This window comes from Vibrio sp. Vb2880 (assembly GCF_033337975.1).
Classification (GTDB): domain Bacteria; phylum Pseudomonadota; class Gammaproteobacteria; order Enterobacterales; family Vibrionaceae; genus Vibrio; species Vibrio alginolyticus.
In genome coordinates this window covers 294,308-310,911 of the sequence record NZ_JAWORT010000001.1, presented here as the reverse complement: position 1 = coordinate 310,911, position 16,604 = coordinate 294,308, and the positions used below count along the sequence as shown (strand labels likewise).

Here is a 16,604-nt window from a genome sequence, read left to right as displayed (position 1 = left end):
TAAACAAACACCGCCGAATTGGGGCGGTGTTTTTGTAGGTAGAAGCGATGCGAATTATCGCTCTCCATTCAACACAACCGATAATTGATGCTTAAGCAGCGTTTTGGGTACAACAGAGCCGTAGCCTGCTTCCATTGCTTTATCTATTAGCTCGTTCTTGCTGTTCGCTGCAAACTTATTACGTAAGCGTGCGACGTGACCTTCAACGGTTTTTGTTGATATGCCCATGACCTGAGAGATAAATTGAGGCTTTTTGCCATAGAGCAAGAGGAAAAGCGTTTCTTGCTCGCGGCATGTGAGCTTCTCTGGTTTTGGTTGTAAGTCAGAAAAACGAAAGATGGATTGTTGATTTGGGTTGGTACTGATTGCACGACAAACCCAATACCCGACTTCAATCACGGCGGTGTCGGTGAGTTCCCTTCCGTAGAAAATGGTGCCTACGATGTCGCCTTTGTCATCTCGCCACGGTGTTTTAGTAAATATATGTGCTCGCCAGCGGCCATCTGGATAAGGGTGGATATCCAGAATTTTTAGTGACTCGCCAGTTTCGAGAACGTGTTTATCCTGGCGTTGAAATTCTTGCGCGCATTCAGTGGTTGGGCTGGCCATATCAAAATCAGTTTTACCCAAGCACTCCTCGGGCGACGTGTGCCCTAACAGTTCTGCGTATTCCTGGTTTACGTATAGGAATACCGAATCTTTATCTTTGCATCCCCAACAACCTGGTAGCTGTTTAAGGAGGGATTGTTCTATGGTATCGACTGAAATATTCACAAAAGGACTCACTACATACTGCTTTTACCAATACAGAGACGTCCGTGTTACATGGCTCGTATTGATGTTGCCAAGTAGGCAGTTACGTTGCTAGAACACGTTCGTTGATTGGCGCTCAATCCAATTAAATTCATGGTGTTCGATGTTTTCGTCAGGTAGTCATAGACAACGACGAAATGGAACGAAGAGTTTAATTGGGAAAATGGTCTGTTTCATTACAGATATGTGCGCTCACGGATGTCCGCCAATGTTCGGCTTACAACTCGTATCGTCCTTGATCATGCTTCCTACAACTCAGTTGTAATGTGGTTGACGTTCATATCACTTGTGAGTGAAAGAGCAGCACCTAAGCATATGAGAGGGACAGTGAGACAAAAGCTATGATATCAGCTTATGCCATTGTTTTCATTGTTGAGAAGCGAAAAAAAAGCCAGCCTGAAGACGGGCTGGCAACACAAGATATAATCTTGTCGACGTGTAGAAGAGGTTCTAAATTACCTAGCGAGGGTCTGCTAAGTAAGTTAGAGGTATCAATGAGATACCGAGAGCTTTAGATCGTATGCATCTTAAAGCTCGATAACTAATGTATTGAATCAGAAGCATATTAGTAAGGGGGGAAATCCCTCTATGTTGAGTTTAAGAGTGGGTTTCGATCCGTTTCAGGGACGAGTTATCTAATATGGAGCACGGTGTTTTACAAAATAACAGATTGTTCGGTAATAAGGATCTTTACATTGATTGATTATGTATACGTAAGGTGTTGCCTATCTATCCGTTTTTGTTAATAAAATTGGTTGCTCACTGACCGTAAATTAACCTCGCATGATCATCGTTCCGGAACTATGATCATGTAAATGAACTTGATCATGCTGATTTGATCTTGTCGATTGAGTTGGGTAAAAGTTGCAACCCAACAAAGAAGGTATATGATGCGAAGACGTAAGCTGACCGTGTAAAGACGACTGTTTAAAATGAGTGACTCAGATAACCAAGAAATCCTTTCATATCAAGAGATTATGCTGCCAAAACCGGCGGAGCTGATCACACTTCCGTCTTATATGGATTGCCACGATCATTCTTATACGCAGATCGTGATTGGTTTAAAAGGGCAAGCCGAATTTGAAGTGCGCGGGCGAGGTAATCTTGTCGGCCCTGGTCAAGGTTGTGTGGTTACCGCATGCTCTGATCATGCTTTCGGTGGCGTCATCAATCAATCGGATATTTTGGTGCTGAATATGCCCAAACCGACAAATGATGATCCTGAAATGCTTCAAAAAATCAATAACCTGGAGAGAGACCATGTCTACTTCCAGTTAGATAGTCAAATTCAGAAGCTGATACAGATGTTGGTTCAGGAAATGCGAAACCATCCGGATGACCTGCTGTTAAGTCGTGCGTGTAACGACACTGTGATTGCGTTAATGCAGCGCCATATCTCGGCATTTGAGACCAGTCGAAAAGAGTCGCGCTTTGATTTGGAGGCGATTGATCGTTACATTGAGCAGCACCTGAGTCATAAGATTAGTGTGGCTCAATTGGCCGGGCGAGTGTTTCTTGGGGAAAGTCAGTTCCATTGCTTGTTTAAAGAGCAGATGGGGATTACACCTCATCAATATGTTCTCGGAAAGCGAATCGACATGGCTCGTGAATTAATCGAGCAAGGTCACCTTTCTTTAGGGCAAATTGCCGAGTTTACTGGCTTCTCAAGCCAGAGTACTTTTACTCATACTTTTACTCGCTTACAGGGAATATCACCTTCCCGTTATAAAAAACAAGTTGGATAACAACGCGTTTTTTAGGTCAAATAATCATCAATTAGAATAAAGCCATGCACTATGCATGGTTTTTTTATGTTTTATTCACGTGACCTATCTCTCGTTTTTTTAAATTCTCTGTTCTTTGCAGTGGTTGATATGCCACTTGATCCTACATTTTCTCTTAGAACGAGCTCTTCACAAAAATCTTATTGATATTCTTGATATTTTGTTGTGAATGCAATGAAAAAATTAAAATTTACAACACAAAATATTACCTATTTGAATGTGACTATGTGGATGTTTTGTTATAAAAGCGAGTTTTTGGCAAAAATGTCGTAGTTTTTGACAAGTATTCTTATCGGCCTCAAAATACACTGCCAGCCATTGATAATCCTCGAAGCGGTTTTCGAGGAGTGAGATTGAGGAACACACATGTTTACAGCTACGAACGTGTTGACACCGGAATTTATCGGGCAGCCGCTTGATAAGTTGTGGTCACTGATCTCGCCATTATATATGGTGGACGAGTCTCAATGGCTAGAGCAACTATTGCCACTAGCGACGCCGACAGAGGATGAAAAATCGGCGATCACTACCCAAACGACCCACCTTATCGAAGCCATTCGTGCCGATAAGAAGTCAATCCAGATGATTGATGCTTTATTGCTGGAATACAGCTTAGATACTCAAGAAGGTATCTTGCTGATGTGTCTTGCAGAAGCATTAATGCGCATCCCAGATGCCGCGACAGCAGATTCTTTGATTAAAGATAAGTTGAGTGTCGCAGACTGGAAATCTCACCTGAAAAACTCTGACTCTGTGTTTGTTAACGCATCAACATGGGGCCTTATGCTAACAGGTAAAGTGGTTGGTCTTGGTGAGCAAGGCACCCAGAGCCCAGGTCAGGCTGTAAACCGTCTGGTAAATAAATTCTCTGAGCCCGTGATTCGTAAAGCCATGTATCAGGCAATGAAGATAATGGGTCACCAGTTTGTTCGTGGTCGTACGATCGAAGAAGCGCAGAAGAACGGTCGCCCAATGCGCGACAAAGGTTTCACCTACTCGTTTGATATGTTGGGTGAGGCGGCGTTAACGACAGCGGACGCGAACAAGTACTTCAAAGATTACCTAATGGCGATCGAAGCGGTGGGTCGCGAGACTTACGGTAACGACACCAGCCCTGCGCCTTCGATTTCCATCAAGCTTTCTGCATTACATCCGCGCTACGAAGTCGCAAATGAAGAACGTGTAATGACAGAGTTGTATGACTCACTAATGCAACTACTAAAACGTGCTATTGAAGTCGACGTTGCAATCACAATCGATGCAGAAGAAGCGGATCGCCTTGAGCTTTCTCTGAAGCTATTTGAGAAAGTGTACCGTAGCGATCTTGTGAAAGGTTGGGGCAAGTTTGGTTTGGTTATTCAAGCCTACTCAAAACGTGCGCTACCAGTCTTGGTGTGGCTAAATGCACTCGCAAAAGAGCAAGGTGACGTTATTCCTCTGCGTTTGGTTAAAGGCGCGTACTGGGACAGCGAAATCAAGTGGTCTCAACAAGCGGGTTATGCAAATTACCCAGTATACACTCGCAAAGAAGCGACGGACGTTGCATACCTAGCTTGTGCTCGTTTCCTACTTAGCGAAGGTGTTCGCGGTAATATCTACCCACAATTTGCAAGCCACAATGCTCACACGGTTACGGCAATTGCTGTCATGGCGGAGCACAAAGAATACGAGTTCCAGCGCCTGCATGGTATGGGTGATTCACTGTATAACCATGTTATGAAAATGTACGGTCAGCCAGTACGTATTTATGCTCCTGTCGGTAGCCATGCTGATCTTCTTCCGTACTTGGTTCGTCGTCTGCTTGAAAATGGTGCGAACAGCTCGTTTGTACACCGTCTAGTTGATGCGCGTTGTCCGATTTATGAGTTGACCCATCACCCTGTGGATGTGTTGACGGGTTTTGACACGCTACACAACGACAAAATTCCATTGCCTGCCGATATTTTCCCTGAGCGTAAGAACTCATATGGCGTCAACATTGACATCGACAGTGAAGCGAAGCCATTTGAAGCTCAGGTCGAAAGCTTCATGGACAACCAGTGGGTTGCAGGCCCGATGATCAATGGTGAACGCTTTGCCGAAAGCATGATCAAGGAAAATGCGGCTGAGATCATCACCGCACCATACGATCGCCGAATTGAAGTCGGCAAAGTGGCATTTGCAACTCTTGATCACGTTTCCGCTGCAATTGATGCGGCGCAAAGTGCTTTCTCTGATTGGAAAGGTGTTCCTGTTGAGCAAAAAGCGGCTTGTTTAGAAAAGCTTGCTGACTTAATGGAAGAAAATCTGGCTGAGCTGGTGGCGATTTGTCACAAAGAAGCGGGTAAAACGATTCACGATAGCATTGATGAAGTTCGTGAAGCAGTGGATTTCTGTCGTTATTACGCGAAACAAGCGCAAAACCTACAGCCATTTGAGCTAGAAGGTTTTGACGGTGTGAAACGCATTTCTAGCCGTGAAGGTCTTGGTGTGTTTGTGTGTATCAGCCCTTGGAACTTCCCGTTGGCTATCTTCCTTGGTCAGGTAACGGCAGCACTGATTGCAGGTAACACTGTGGTTGCAAAACCTGCTGAGCAAACAAGCTTAATTGCCGCTCGCGCTATTGAATTAATGCTTGATGCGGGTTTCCCTGCTGGTGTGATTCAGTTACTTACTGGTCGCGGCGCTGAGATCGGTCATGCACTGACTTCTCATGATGCTATTGCTGGTGTGGCATTCACTGGTTCAACGGCAACGGCGCAACGCATTAACGTCACGCTTGCGGAGCGCAGCGCGAAACCGGTTCCGTTTATTGCGGAAACAGGTGGTCAAAACGCAATGATCGTGGACAGTACTGCATTGCCAGAGCAGGTGGTGCGTGATGTGATTCGTTCGGCGTTTGCATCTGCTGGTCAGCGTTGTTCTGCCCTTCGTGTTCTATTTGTACAAGAAGATGTAGCAGACCGTATGATCAACCTGATTCAAGGTGCGATGAATGAGCTGTATGTTGGTTTACCTTACCTACACAAAACGGATGTTGGTCCGGTTATCGACAGCAATGCAAAACAAAAACTCCTTGCTCACCTTGAGCAAATGAGCAAAACACAGACTAAAGTCGCTCAGCTACAGCTGGATGAATCGTGCCAGCATGGTGACTTTGTCTCACCAAGTGCGTTTGAAATCTCGGGCATCGATGTGCTGAAAGAAGAACAATTTGGTCCAATCTTGCACATTGTTCGCTTTAAAGCGTCTGAATTACCGAACGTGGTTGCGCAGATCAACAAAACGGGTTTTGGATTGACGATGGGTATCCATAGCCGTAACGAAACCACGTACCGTTGGATTGAGAAACATGCTCGAGTAGGTAACTGCTACATCAACCGAGACCAAGTTGGCGCTGTGGTTGGTGTACAGCCGTTTGGTGGTCAAGGCTTGTCGGGTACTGGCCCGAAAGCTGGTGGTCCACACTACCTATTCCGCTTTACTCAACATCTTCTTGCTCAAGCAGAAAACGCATAAGGAGTCGCATTATGGTTCATCAGATCACCTATTTTAAAGATGCATTCTCTGCGTGGGAGCAGTGGAATCTGACTGATTTTGATTACAAATGCGAGCATGTTCTGGCATTTAAATCTGCACTAGAAGGGCAGCAGTCTACCGTTGCCAAGGTGGTTTCTTACCACTTGCAACAAGCATCAGCTCTTCTTGCAGAAACTCACCAGTTAGTTGGCCCTACAGGGGAAACTAACGAACTGTATGCCGCAGGACGCGGTGTGGCTTTGGTGATTTGTGAAAACAACATCGAGCCTGCTGATAATGCGTTATACAGTGCTTTTGCGATGATCACCTGTGCCTTAATTGCAGGCAACAGTGTGGTCGTTTGCAGTGACAATGCAGAGCTAAACCAATTGGTTAAGCAAGCTGTAGCGTTGGCAAACTTCCCATCTAACTTAGTCCAGGTTGTTGCGTACGATGCGTCTGTCCCGTTGCTTGAGAGCGATGTACGTAGTGTGGGTTATGTTGGGCGTTCACAGATTGAGCATGCGCTCAATCTTCAACTAGCTAAGCGTGACGGTGCAATCGTCGGCTTAGTTTCTGAAACGGATTTAGAGTCACCGAAATTGGCTCATGATCCTCATCTCTCGTTGCGCTTCATTACTGAGCGCACTCGAACGATAAATATTACCGCGGTGGGTGGTAACGCAACTCTACTCGAGTTGGGGAACGAAACTCACTAACCTGACTTGTAATGCCAATCTGGAGTAACTGGACTGAGAGCCGGTCCAGATTGGTTTTTTATACTCTGATGTATTGCTGAGACGGTAAAATATCAGGGCAGGCAAGGAAGGAAATAATTATAACGAGGACTATCTAATGATAGAAAATAGCTTTGCTATCACGTCCACTTTTGTGGCGTATTTACTGATTATGGTTGCTATTGGCGTTTACGCGTATAAGAGGACTTCCAATTCATCTGACTACTTCCTAGGTGGCCGTAGCCTAGGTCCGTGGCCTGCTGCATTATCTGCAGGTGCTTCAGACATGAGTGGTTGGCTGCTGCTAGGCTTGCCTGGCTATGCGTACGCTGCGGGTATCGAGGCCTTCTGGTTAGCCGGCGGTCTACTTCTTGGTACATGGGCAAACTGGCTCATCAGTGCAAAACGCCTCCGTACCTACAGTATCCAAACTGACGCGCTAACGTTGCCAGAGTTCCTGTCACGTCGCTTCAACGATAAGTCGAAACTGATTCAGACAATCTCTGCGTTTTTCATTCTTCTATTTTTCCTTTTCTACACCAGCTCAGGTTTGGTCGCAGGGGGCAAACTGTTTGAGACGGTATTCGGTCTAGATTATACCTACGCTGTTATCATCGGTACGGTGTGTGTCGTTTCTTACACACTATTCGGTGGTTTCCTAGCGGTATCTTGGACTGACTTAGTGCAAGGTCTGCTAATGGCGGCTGCGCTAATGATTGTTCCTATAGCGGTAATGGACGGTGGTTTAGGTCAGCTAAGTTCTGATCTACATGACATCAACCCAGAACTTGCAACGCTATGGAATGACGCGAAAGGCGAACCATTGTCTGCGATTGCCATTATCTCTCTAGCGGCGTGGGGCCTTGGTTACTTTGGTCAGCCACACATCCTAGCGCGTTTTAAAGCGTCTCGTTCAAACAAAGATCTAACGACTGCACGTCGTATCGCAGTGATTTGGACGGCACTATCTATGGTTGGTGCAATGCTTGTTGGTCTTGTTGGTCTGGTTTGGGTTACGGGTCATCCGGGTACTCAACTAGAGGACGGTGAGAAGATCTTCATGCTATTGGTTAACGCAGTATTCCACCCTGTCGTTGCGGGTATGTTGTTAGCAGCAATCCTAGCGGCGGTAATGAGTACCGCTGACTCACAGCTCCTTGTTTCATCTTCAGCGCTTGCAGAAGATTTCTACAAGCAAGTATTCAAGCCAGAAGCGTCTTCTGAAGAAATCGTAATGATTGGTCGTATCGGTGTTATCGTTATTTCGCTTGTTGCGCTATTCCTAGCGATGACGCCTGATAGCTCAGTACTCGGTCTTGTATCTTACGCTTGGGCTGGTTTTGGTGCGGCATTTGGTCCTGCGGTTGTACTTAGCCTTTACTGGAGCGGTATGAACCGTAACGGCGCGTTAGCAGGTATTCTTGTTGGTGGTATCACTATCGTGGTTTGGAAGCAGCTAACTGGCGGTTGGTTTGATGTGTACGAAATCGTACCGGGCATCATCTTCTCTACGCTTGCTATCATTGTGGTAAGTAAAGCAACGGGCGGTGCTGCGCAAGACGTGTTAGACCAACACCAGTCGTTCGAGAAAAAACTGGTTGAACTAGACTAGTAACTTCCCGTATATGAACACAAAGCCCGCTATTTTAGCGGGCTTTGTTTTATCTGAAACTTAATTAACGTTAGTGGCGGTAGCTTGAGATCAGAGCTTAGCATTGCTCGGTTAGATTGGAGTGTTAGTCGCGACGAATTTTGGCGTAAATAACGGTGTTACTCAGCTCTCCCGATGTAGTCAGACGTTCGTTTCTGAGCTCACCTTCGAACTCATAACCACAGCGCTCGGCTACAGCCCGGCTCTTTTGGTTGGTGCTATCAGCATGAATTGCGATTCTCTTGGCGCCCAAGTCATCAAACGCATAGCGCTCAACTTCGAGCACAGCCTCGGCAACATAACCATTGCCAACGGCAGCATTATCTAACCAATAACCTATCTCAAAGGACGGTACGTCGGGATCTCGAATCATCAAGCCGACCGCACCCAGTAAGCGATCGCTTTCCTTTTCAATGATGTAGTAACGCAGCTCTTCTTCGAAGTTTTCAAAGTTTGCGATGGCTTTCTCTGTCCCTTCTATCATCGCTTCTAATGTCAGCACATGAGGTACCCACGGCAGATAGACTTCGAGAGTTTTTTGGCTGCGAACGACAGCTTGATGCGCCTCTTCGGCTCGTTCTAAACAAGCAGGGATGAGTTTGAGACGTTTCGTTTCCATGCCGACTCTCCTATGGGTGAAAAATGAACGGAAAATCATTTAAACAGATGTACTTAGAATGATCTAGTCAACGCCGTCATATTATTCACTTGGTTTGCCAGAGAGAAACTGAGAGAATCGAACCGTTATCAAACCAACTAGGTTCATTATGAAACTTTTAGTAAGAAACTTGGCTCGTCACATGACCGAGCAAGATATCCGCAAATTATTCTCAGCGTACGGCAAAGTAGAACTGTGTTCGCTAGTGCTTGATCAAGACACGGGTTTGTCGAAAGGCTTCGGTTTTGTCATCATGCCGGACGAAGCAGAAGCCATTTCTGCTCTTGAAGCACTGAATTTGACGAACGTAGAAAAAAGCAAAATTCGCGTGAAAGTCGCACAAGACTAATACAGAGAAAAGCCAGCGTTATTGCTGGCTTTTTTGTCTTTCTATTTAGAGACCAAATTGGCAACATTCTAGAATGTCTTCTCTTTTCGTTTTAGCGAGATTGATCATCAATTCTCTCTTCAAGTTGTTTCATTAAATCCTTTAACTGTAGAGAATCGAAATTGTCTGAATTCGGCACTTGGTAAGCGTCGTTGACTGTGTAGAGCATCAAACTTTTGCTAGAGAAGAACTCTTTCTGTATTTGGACTTTGACAATGTCATCAAGAGGTAGACGGAAGTAAACCGTTGAGCCCTGGCGGTACTTCAAGGTGTTGGTGCTTGCATCGATATCTAGCGTTTTAGGATTGAACGCGCGGCGCGTGAAGTACGTTGAGAGCAGTTTCAATCCTATTATTGTGAGTGCTACGAGTCCAAACTCGACGATCTTGTCTGCTAGGTAGGAAAAATAGAACAGCGACAACAATACAGTTCCTAGCAAGAAAGGGTTGTTCTTGGGCAGATTTTGTGAAGTTTCATGGATGATCATCCGACATATTCCTCGACTTTATTCAGAAGCGACGAACGTGAGTTGGTAGACACAAACCTTTCGTTCTTTGCCTTGCATGCGCAATGTTTTGTCACCGATGTAAGGGATATTTAGTTTTTGGATCACCGATTTAGAACGCTGATTGTCCACCAAATGCATCACGGTTATTCCGTTTAACTCAAAGTGCATTCGAGCAAATTCGAGTAAGGCTTTGGAGGCCTCGAATGCATAGCCTTTCCCCCAATGTGGCACGCCAACCCAATAGCCTAATGTACCGTAGCCCTCTTCGATACGCGGTAAACTCACTGCACCAAGTAACTCCCCGGTGTTTCGCAAGGTAATAGCGTACGCCACGCCTTGATGCTGCTGATACATCGGATCGTGCCTATCTATCCATGCTTGCGCCATCGGTCGCTCATAAGGATGAGGGATGTTTGCTGTCATGTCGGCAATTCGCTTATCTCCAGCGAGTAAAGCCACTTGTTGGCAGTCATCGATATTGAATGGCCGGAGGACGAGTCTTTCGGTAGTGAGAATCGGTTGTATCGTCATGCATTTCTTCCTTGATGAGACGGCTATAGCTGCTAGCAACTGGTTTGCGGGGTAAATCGAGATAACAAGGCGTCTCGAAAGCTCGATCTAGCCAGGCGTGTAGTTGTCATGCGCCTTACTAAATAATAAGCCCGAACAATTGCTTATGTGTAATGTGTCGTATTATTACACACATAAGCACGTTTGCTCATATTGATGGTACAAAAGTTGAGGTCTGACCAATGTCTCAGTTTTTTGATACTTTCGTTCAATTTTTTGAAGATAGGGCACAAAAAATTAAAGGAGCTTTTTAATTGTGGAATTATTTTGAACAAAATATGTCAATTGTCAGTAGGACGAAAAAAGTAGGGAGAAGAGAAATGCCGGATATATATTGCGCAGCTTGTAGAAAATCAACGCAACATAAAGTGATTATGAAGCGTTGCGAGCCTCAGTCTGTTGACTCGTTAACAGGCAAAATGGTGAGTTTTACACAGCTGATGGCGAAATTTGTATCAGGTGAACATTATTACGAGATGGAGCCTCAATACTACTGCCGTTGTTGTAATCATCGTGCAATTGGAGAGGTTGTTCCACATCCTACACGGCATACATCGGCCGCACTCTAATTCTGAGTGATAGCCATGATTAATGGCTAAATAGGGCAGTGTTGCCCGAACGACATATCTATACAGGCGTGTCATGCGCTTTCAAATTTGCGACTCCGCGGGAGCCGCTAGGTTGCTTTTTCTCTTCATATCACGGTTACTAAGTGAGCGGCAATAATCATAGCTCTTTCCCTCCTTCGTTGTTTTCTGGTTATTCTCTGCTGAATTTCACATGCTGTGCATTTGATGGTTTGCAATTGTTTGAGCAACGATTAATGTGATGCTTTCTAAGTGGTTACAAGGAAGTGGGTTAATGAGTTATCAATTGGACCGGATTGATTTACATATTTTGAGAGTGCTTCATTCGAGAGGCAGAATTCCGGTTGTAGAACTAGCAAAGCTGATTAACTTAACGACTTCTCCATGTTCTGACCGTGTAAAGCGACTAGAAAAAGAAGGGTATATCAATGGTTATCATGCGGAGTTGAATGCGGAAAAGTTGGGGCTGGATGTGCAAGTATTCATCCATATTCGTTTAGACCAAACCAGTTTTTCTATTTTTGAAAAGTTTGCGAAAGCGGTGGAATTGATGCCTGAAATTGAAGAGTGCTACTCGCTCTCTGGAGATTTCGATACCATGATAAAAGTTCGTGTTAAGAGCATGAAAGCGTATCAGGAGTTTATGTCGAGCAAGTTAGGCACGCTTCCGGGCGTGATTCAAACTCGTAGTGAAGTGGTCATAGAAGAACATAAAACGGGATTTGGTGTTAATCCCGAGCTCCTTGGTTAGGCGAGGCATGTGTTGATCCTCCTTATTTAGCGTGGCTTGGTATATTACTTTTTCACGATTAAAAAAGGAGCCGAAGCTCCTTTTTAATAAATCGGTGAGCGATTATGCCCCGATAAAGGTGCTGATAACGCCAATTAAACCACCAAAAACACCGCCCCAAACGACTAGCCAGCCAAGGTGCTGTTTAATCATCTTTTGCACCATTTCTTTGACTAATGCCGGTGTTAATTCGCTTAAACGTTGATCGATGATACCTTCAATGTTCTGCTTTATCTCATCCATCATTGCAGGAGATTCGAATTGCTCTTTCAGTGCTTCTTTGATGTTATCGCTCTTGCTCAACTCAATGATGGATTCTTGCATCTTTTCGACGAAAGGTTGGCGCATGGGTTGTAGCGCTTCCGAGCCGCCAAACATCGCTAGCATGCCACCAAACTGAGAACCTTCAATTACTTCCACTAGGGAATCAAATGCTGGATTTAAATCTACTTTCTCAATTACTGGTTGAAGATCGATGTTCACACCGCCCGCCATTTCTTTATTCAAGAATCGGTCAATGTTCGCTTCAGTAAAAAACTGTTCCATCATCAGGTTTTTGATAGCCAGTTTAAACTCTTCAAATCGTGCGGGGATCACGCCAGAACCGTATAATCCAGGCACTTTCTCAAACAGCATATGGATGGCAAGCCAGTTGGTGATGGCGCCTGAGAACGCAAACAGCCCTGCATACCAAAGATAGTCGTTTTGTAATTGATGACCTCCAGCCATCAAAGCGATAGCGAGGACATTCGTTAGCAAACTTTTGTTCATAGTGACCAGTTATATATGAATATCGGAAAGAATAAGTGGGCCTGATTCTATACCTAAGTCACATTAAGATGCTAGGTTTTGCCGTGATGAGTAGTCTTGTAGAGAAGGGACAAAAAATGAATGTTCAGAAAAACAAAACCCGACAATCATTGTCGGGCCACTGCTTTTTCTTAGAAAAACTAAGATTCTATTTTTAATTTTAGATGCGGTAGATCTTACAACAAAGTTGGCATTTCCATCTTTCTGAGTAGCCAAATAGCTTGTCAGCCCAACTTGGTTTGAGTTGTACGATCTGCATTGAACCACATTTACACATAAGCTAATTACCTTATTGTTAATATAATAACTAAGCCATCTATTGAGTATAGCTGTTTCTCAAAAAGTGAAATGACAAATGAAGACGGCTCAATACTCTGTATTGTGTTCATTGCAATGGATACGCAACGAGGCGGTATATTAGCAGAAAAAGTGTGAGCTTTATCATGGAGAGTGTTTCATATATGAGAAACCACAATGGCTATATGAGCATCTAGCCATGGATTTAAATAAAAAACGGCGCTTAAAGCGCCGTTTTTATTGAGCTTATCACTCGTTAAGAAGCGTGTTGATTGTCTAGTTCTTCAGCGATAAATCCGCCAGTTTGATGCGCCCAAAGCTGGGCGTAAATGCCGTTATTCGCAATGAGTTCTTGATGAGAACCTTGTTCAACGATGCTGCCTTTATCTAGCACGATGAGGCGATCCATTTGTGCGATGGTCGATAATCGGTGAGCGATAGCAATAACCGTTTTCCCTTGCATTAATTCATTCAAGCTTTCCTGAATCGCTGCTTCGACTTCTGAATCTAGAGCCGATGTTGCTTCATCCAATACCAGCAATGGTGCATCTTTGAGTAGCACACGAGATATTGCGATACGCTGACGTTGGCCGCCAGACAGTTTCACACCACGTTCACCAACTTGCGCATCGTATCCGACATTACCAAATGGGTCGGTCAGAGTTTCGATAAACTCATGGGCATGCGCTTGCTTAGTGGCTTTCAGCAAATCTTCTTCTGTCGCATCTGGATTGCCATACAAAATATTGTCTCGAATTGAACGGTGTAGCAGAGAAGTATCTTGGGTCACCATACCGATCTTTGAACGCAAAGAGTCTTGTGTGACTTCTGAGATGTTCTGTCCATCGATCTTAATGCTGCCGTCTTCGACATCGTGGAAACGAAGTAACAAGTTCACCAAAGTCGATTTTCCGGCGCCGGAGCGCCCAACCAAGCCTACTTTCTCTCCTGGTTTGATGTTGAGATCGAGATGGCTAATTACGCCTTTGTTCTCACCGTAATGGAAGCTGACGTTATCAAAGTGAATGCCTCCTTCAGTGACAACCAAGTCTTTTGCACCTGGTTTATCTTTAATATCAATAGGCTTAGAGAGTGTTTTCATTCCATCGACAACGGTTCCCATGTTTTCAAAGAGGGCGCCAACTTCCCACATTATCCACATCGACATACCATTTACGCGTAATGCAAGACTAACAGCAATCGCAATCGCGCCAACGCTAATGGCACTATCCAACCACAGGTAAATAGATAAAGCAGCAACGGAAAAGACCAAAATATAGTTTGAGATCTCTACAGCGACGTCGAAGCCGGTCACTAGGCGCATTTGACGATAGACCGTATTCAAAAATCCTTTCATGCCTTGCTCGGCATATTGGGTTTCGCGCTGGCTATGAGAAAACAGTTTGACGGTTTGAATATTGGTATAACTGTCGACGATGCGCCCTGTCATTGTCGAACGTGCATCGGCCTGTGCTGAAGCGACGTCTTTGAGCTTAGGGACAAAATAGATTTGGATAGCGATGTAAGCGAGTAGCCAGACAATCATTGGGATCATCAAACGCCAGTCTGCCGTCGCTAACATAATGATCATGCTGGTGAAGTAAACCGTAACGTAAACAAACACATCCATAGCTTTCATCACGGTTTCGCGCACAGCTAATGAGGTTTGCATGACTTTCGTTGCGACTCGACCTGCAAAATCATCTTGATAGAAGTTCAAGCTTTGATTGAGCAAATACCGGTGTGCAAGCCAGCGGATAGACATTGGGTAGTTGCCCAATAACGTTTGATGAACGAGCAACGAGTACAAGATCACCAATATAGGCATGACAACCAGCAATAAGGCTCCGTAGAAAATCAAATCCGATTTGTTGTCTTGTAAGAACGTTTCTGGATTGCTGGTAGACAACCAATCAACCAATTGTCCCATGGCGCCAAACAACATTACCTCAACAACAGCCACAATTGTGGCCATCAAAGACATGATGATCAAAGGCTTTTCATAACCACGAGTGTAATAACGCAGAAAAGCGAACATCCCTGAAGGAGGCTGATCCGGTGTAGATTTGGGGAACGGCTCTGTAAAGCCTTCAAATCGTTTAAACATAACTCATCCTAAAGTTAAAACAGTGCCATTTGGGGTGGCTAAATCCATCGATTCACGCTGCTTTGGACGAAACCGCGTGTATGAGAGTTTTTTGCCTGCTCCTCGATAAAGCAGACCGATTGACGAGAGGGGCGAAAAAATAGTCTAACCGATTGTGTCTTAAATGTAACTAGTTGGTTATGAGTGTGATTGTCTATGGTTCTGATTCTTATGATGAATTCTTATCATGTTCATCACGGTGCCATAAAATCTTAAACCTGCAAAGTGACAATAAAATTTAGGGAAAAATAAACTTAATGCAGCAAAAAACACTTTTGTGCAATTAAATTAATTGTCAAAACAGCAAAACTGAAGTTAACAATAAATTTACAATCTCCTCATTCTAGTGATAAGGAATATATTGGATGCTATTACACGAATCAGTGACCCAATTTGCTAATGGGAAAGAAGAAAGCACGCAAAGTGCTCAGCGCCAAACCGCAAACTGCGTAGTGATGGTGCCACCGAAAGAGTTTCGTTTTAATGAAGAAACCGCACAAGATAATGAGTTCCAACATAAAGTGTCACTCAGCCAAGAAGAAGTCTCACGTCGAGTAATGGCCGAGTTCGCGAGTATGGTTGCAACGCTGCGTCAAGAGGGCGTTCAAGTTGTTGAGTTTGATTATCCAACTTCAGATGTTGCGACGCCAGACGCGGTATTTCCAAACAATTGGTTTAGCACTACGCCAGATGGCACGTTGTACACCTTTCCAATGGCCTGTGAAAACCGTCAAAAAGAAGTACGTCCCGATGCGCTTGTGGCAGCACTAGCGCAAGCAGGGCGAGAAGTTCATCGACGCAGCAGTCTAACTGAATATCTTGACGAGCAAGCGTATTTAGAAAGCACGGGTGTGATGGTGTTTGACCACCTAAATAAAACGGTCTATGCCGCACTCTCACAACGTTGTGATCGTCTGGTTTTAGAAGATTACGCCGATCGTATTGGCTATGAACGAGTGATTTCTTTCCAAACTCGTTTGCCGTCTGGTGCGCCGATTTATCACACCAATGTGATGATGGCGGTTGGCGAACAGTTTTGCGTGATTTGTGACGAAGTGATCCCAGAATTTGAGCGTCGTTTTGTAATGAAGTCACTCGCCAAAGACAAGCAAGTCATCTCAATTTCGCTTGAACAGATGAACCAGTTCTGCGGTAACATTCTGCAACTGGAAACGATCAACGGCGACAAGGTGATTGCGATGTCGCAATCGGCGTACGATGCATTCTCACCAGCACAAAGAAACCAATTGGCAACGCACGGTAAATTGCTGCCATTCGACGTTTCTACCATAGAATCTATTGGTGGTGGTTCGGTTCGTTGCATGTTGGGTGAAGTGTTCTTACCGAATCGTAAAGCTGTGCTTTAA

The 16,604-nt window shown here is 44.6% G+C and carries 14 protein-coding genes; 8 read left to right on the top strand and 6 right to left on the bottom strand.

Features of this window, described 5'->3' with window-relative positions:
* Positions 1-54: 54 nt before the first annotated feature.
* Positions 55-774, bottom strand: a complete 720-nt coding sequence (locus tag R7M92_RS01340; RefSeq protein ID WP_017820063.1) for a PAS domain-containing protein — start codon at positions 772-774, stop codon at positions 55-57.
* 971 nt (positions 775-1,745) lie between these two features.
* On the opposite strand from R7M92_RS01340, the gene R7M92_RS01335 reads away from it, so the two are divergent.
* From R7M92_RS01335 to putP, 4 genes are all read left to right on the top strand, one after another.
* A complete protein-coding gene (locus tag R7M92_RS01335) occupies positions 1,746-2,558 on the top strand; it encodes an AraC family transcriptional regulator (RefSeq protein WP_318132532.1) in 813 nt (270 codons plus the stop codon).
* 405 nt (positions 2,559-2,963) lie between these two features.
* Positions 2,964-6,095 (top strand): bifunctional proline dehydrogenase/L-glutamate gamma-semialdehyde dehydrogenase PutA, encoded by a 3,132-nt coding sequence (gene putA, locus R7M92_RS01330; protein ID WP_318056088.1) that lies wholly within the window; start codon positions 2,964-2,966, stop codon positions 6,093-6,095.
* A gap of 11 nt (positions 6,096-6,106) precedes the next feature.
* Positions 6,107-6,814: a 1-pyrroline-5-carboxylate dehydrogenase gene (locus R7M92_RS01325; RefSeq protein WP_318132531.1), complete on the top strand. Its 708-nt coding sequence runs from the start codon at positions 6,107-6,109 to the stop codon at positions 6,812-6,814.
* A 136-nt stretch (positions 6,815-6,950) separates the two neighbouring features.
* Complete coding sequence (putP, locus tag R7M92_RS01320) at positions 6,951-8,444, top strand: sodium/proline symporter PutP (RefSeq protein ID WP_005374582.1); 1,494 nt, start codon at positions 6,951-6,953, stop codon at positions 8,442-8,444.
* Between the two features lie 124 nt (positions 8,445-8,568).
* On the opposite strand, the gene R7M92_RS01315 is transcribed toward putP, so the two are convergent.
* Complete coding sequence (locus tag R7M92_RS01315; protein ID WP_017820066.1) at positions 8,569-9,102, bottom strand: GNAT family N-acetyltransferase; 534 nt, start codon at positions 9,100-9,102, stop codon at positions 8,569-8,571.
* A 148-nt stretch (positions 9,103-9,250) separates the two neighbouring features.
* On the opposite strand from R7M92_RS01315, the gene R7M92_RS01310 reads away from it, so the two are divergent.
* The gene (locus R7M92_RS01310; RefSeq protein ID WP_005374587.1) at positions 9,251-9,490 is read left to right on the top strand and encodes an RNA recognition motif domain-containing protein; all 240 of its coding nucleotides are present in this window, start codon (positions 9,251-9,253) and stop codon (positions 9,488-9,490) included.
* Positions 9,491-9,581: 91 nt separating this feature from the next.
* On the opposite strand, the gene R7M92_RS01305 is transcribed toward R7M92_RS01310, so the two are convergent.
* Both R7M92_RS01305 and R7M92_RS01300 read right to left on the bottom strand, forming a co-directional pair.
* A complete protein-coding gene (locus R7M92_RS01305) occupies positions 9,582-10,016 on the bottom strand; it encodes a hypothetical protein (RefSeq protein WP_017820067.1) in 435 nt (144 codons plus the stop codon).
* An 18-nt stretch (positions 10,017-10,034) separates the two neighbouring features.
* Entirely contained in the window at positions 10,035-10,568 is a 534-nt protein-coding gene (locus R7M92_RS01300) for a GNAT family N-acetyltransferase (protein WP_085569453.1), read from the bottom strand.
* 359 nt (positions 10,569-10,927) lie between these two features.
* Between R7M92_RS01300 and R7M92_RS01295 the strand changes: the two genes are divergently transcribed.
* Positions 10,928-11,176 carry a hypothetical protein gene (locus R7M92_RS01295; protein WP_005374593.1) on the top strand — a complete coding sequence of 83 codons (249 nt, stop codon included), beginning with the start codon at positions 10,928-10,930 and terminating at the stop codon, positions 11,174-11,176.
* A gap of 292 nt (positions 11,177-11,468) precedes the next feature.
* Complete coding sequence (locus R7M92_RS01290; RefSeq protein ID WP_005374595.1) at positions 11,469-11,945, top strand: Lrp/AsnC family transcriptional regulator; 477 nt, start codon at positions 11,469-11,471, stop codon at positions 11,943-11,945.
* A 102-nt stretch (positions 11,946-12,047) separates the two neighbouring features.
* On the opposite strand, the gene R7M92_RS01285 is transcribed toward R7M92_RS01290, so the two are convergent.
* Positions 12,048-12,755, bottom strand: coding sequence for a DUF445 domain-containing protein (locus tag R7M92_RS01285; RefSeq protein ID WP_005383549.1), 708 nt, complete (start codon positions 12,753-12,755; stop codon positions 12,048-12,050).
* A gap of 592 nt (positions 12,756-13,347) precedes the next feature.
* Positions 13,348-15,198, bottom strand: a complete 1,851-nt coding sequence (locus R7M92_RS01280) for an ABC transporter ATP-binding protein (RefSeq protein WP_005374597.1) — start codon at positions 15,196-15,198, stop codon at positions 13,348-13,350.
* Between the two features lie 404 nt (positions 15,199-15,602).
* Here R7M92_RS01280 and R7M92_RS01275 point away from each other — a divergent pair, with 404 nt between their 5' ends.
* Positions 15,603-16,604 (top strand): arginine deiminase-related protein, encoded by a 1,002-nt coding sequence (locus R7M92_RS01275; protein WP_005383547.1) that lies wholly within the window; start codon positions 15,603-15,605, stop codon positions 16,602-16,604.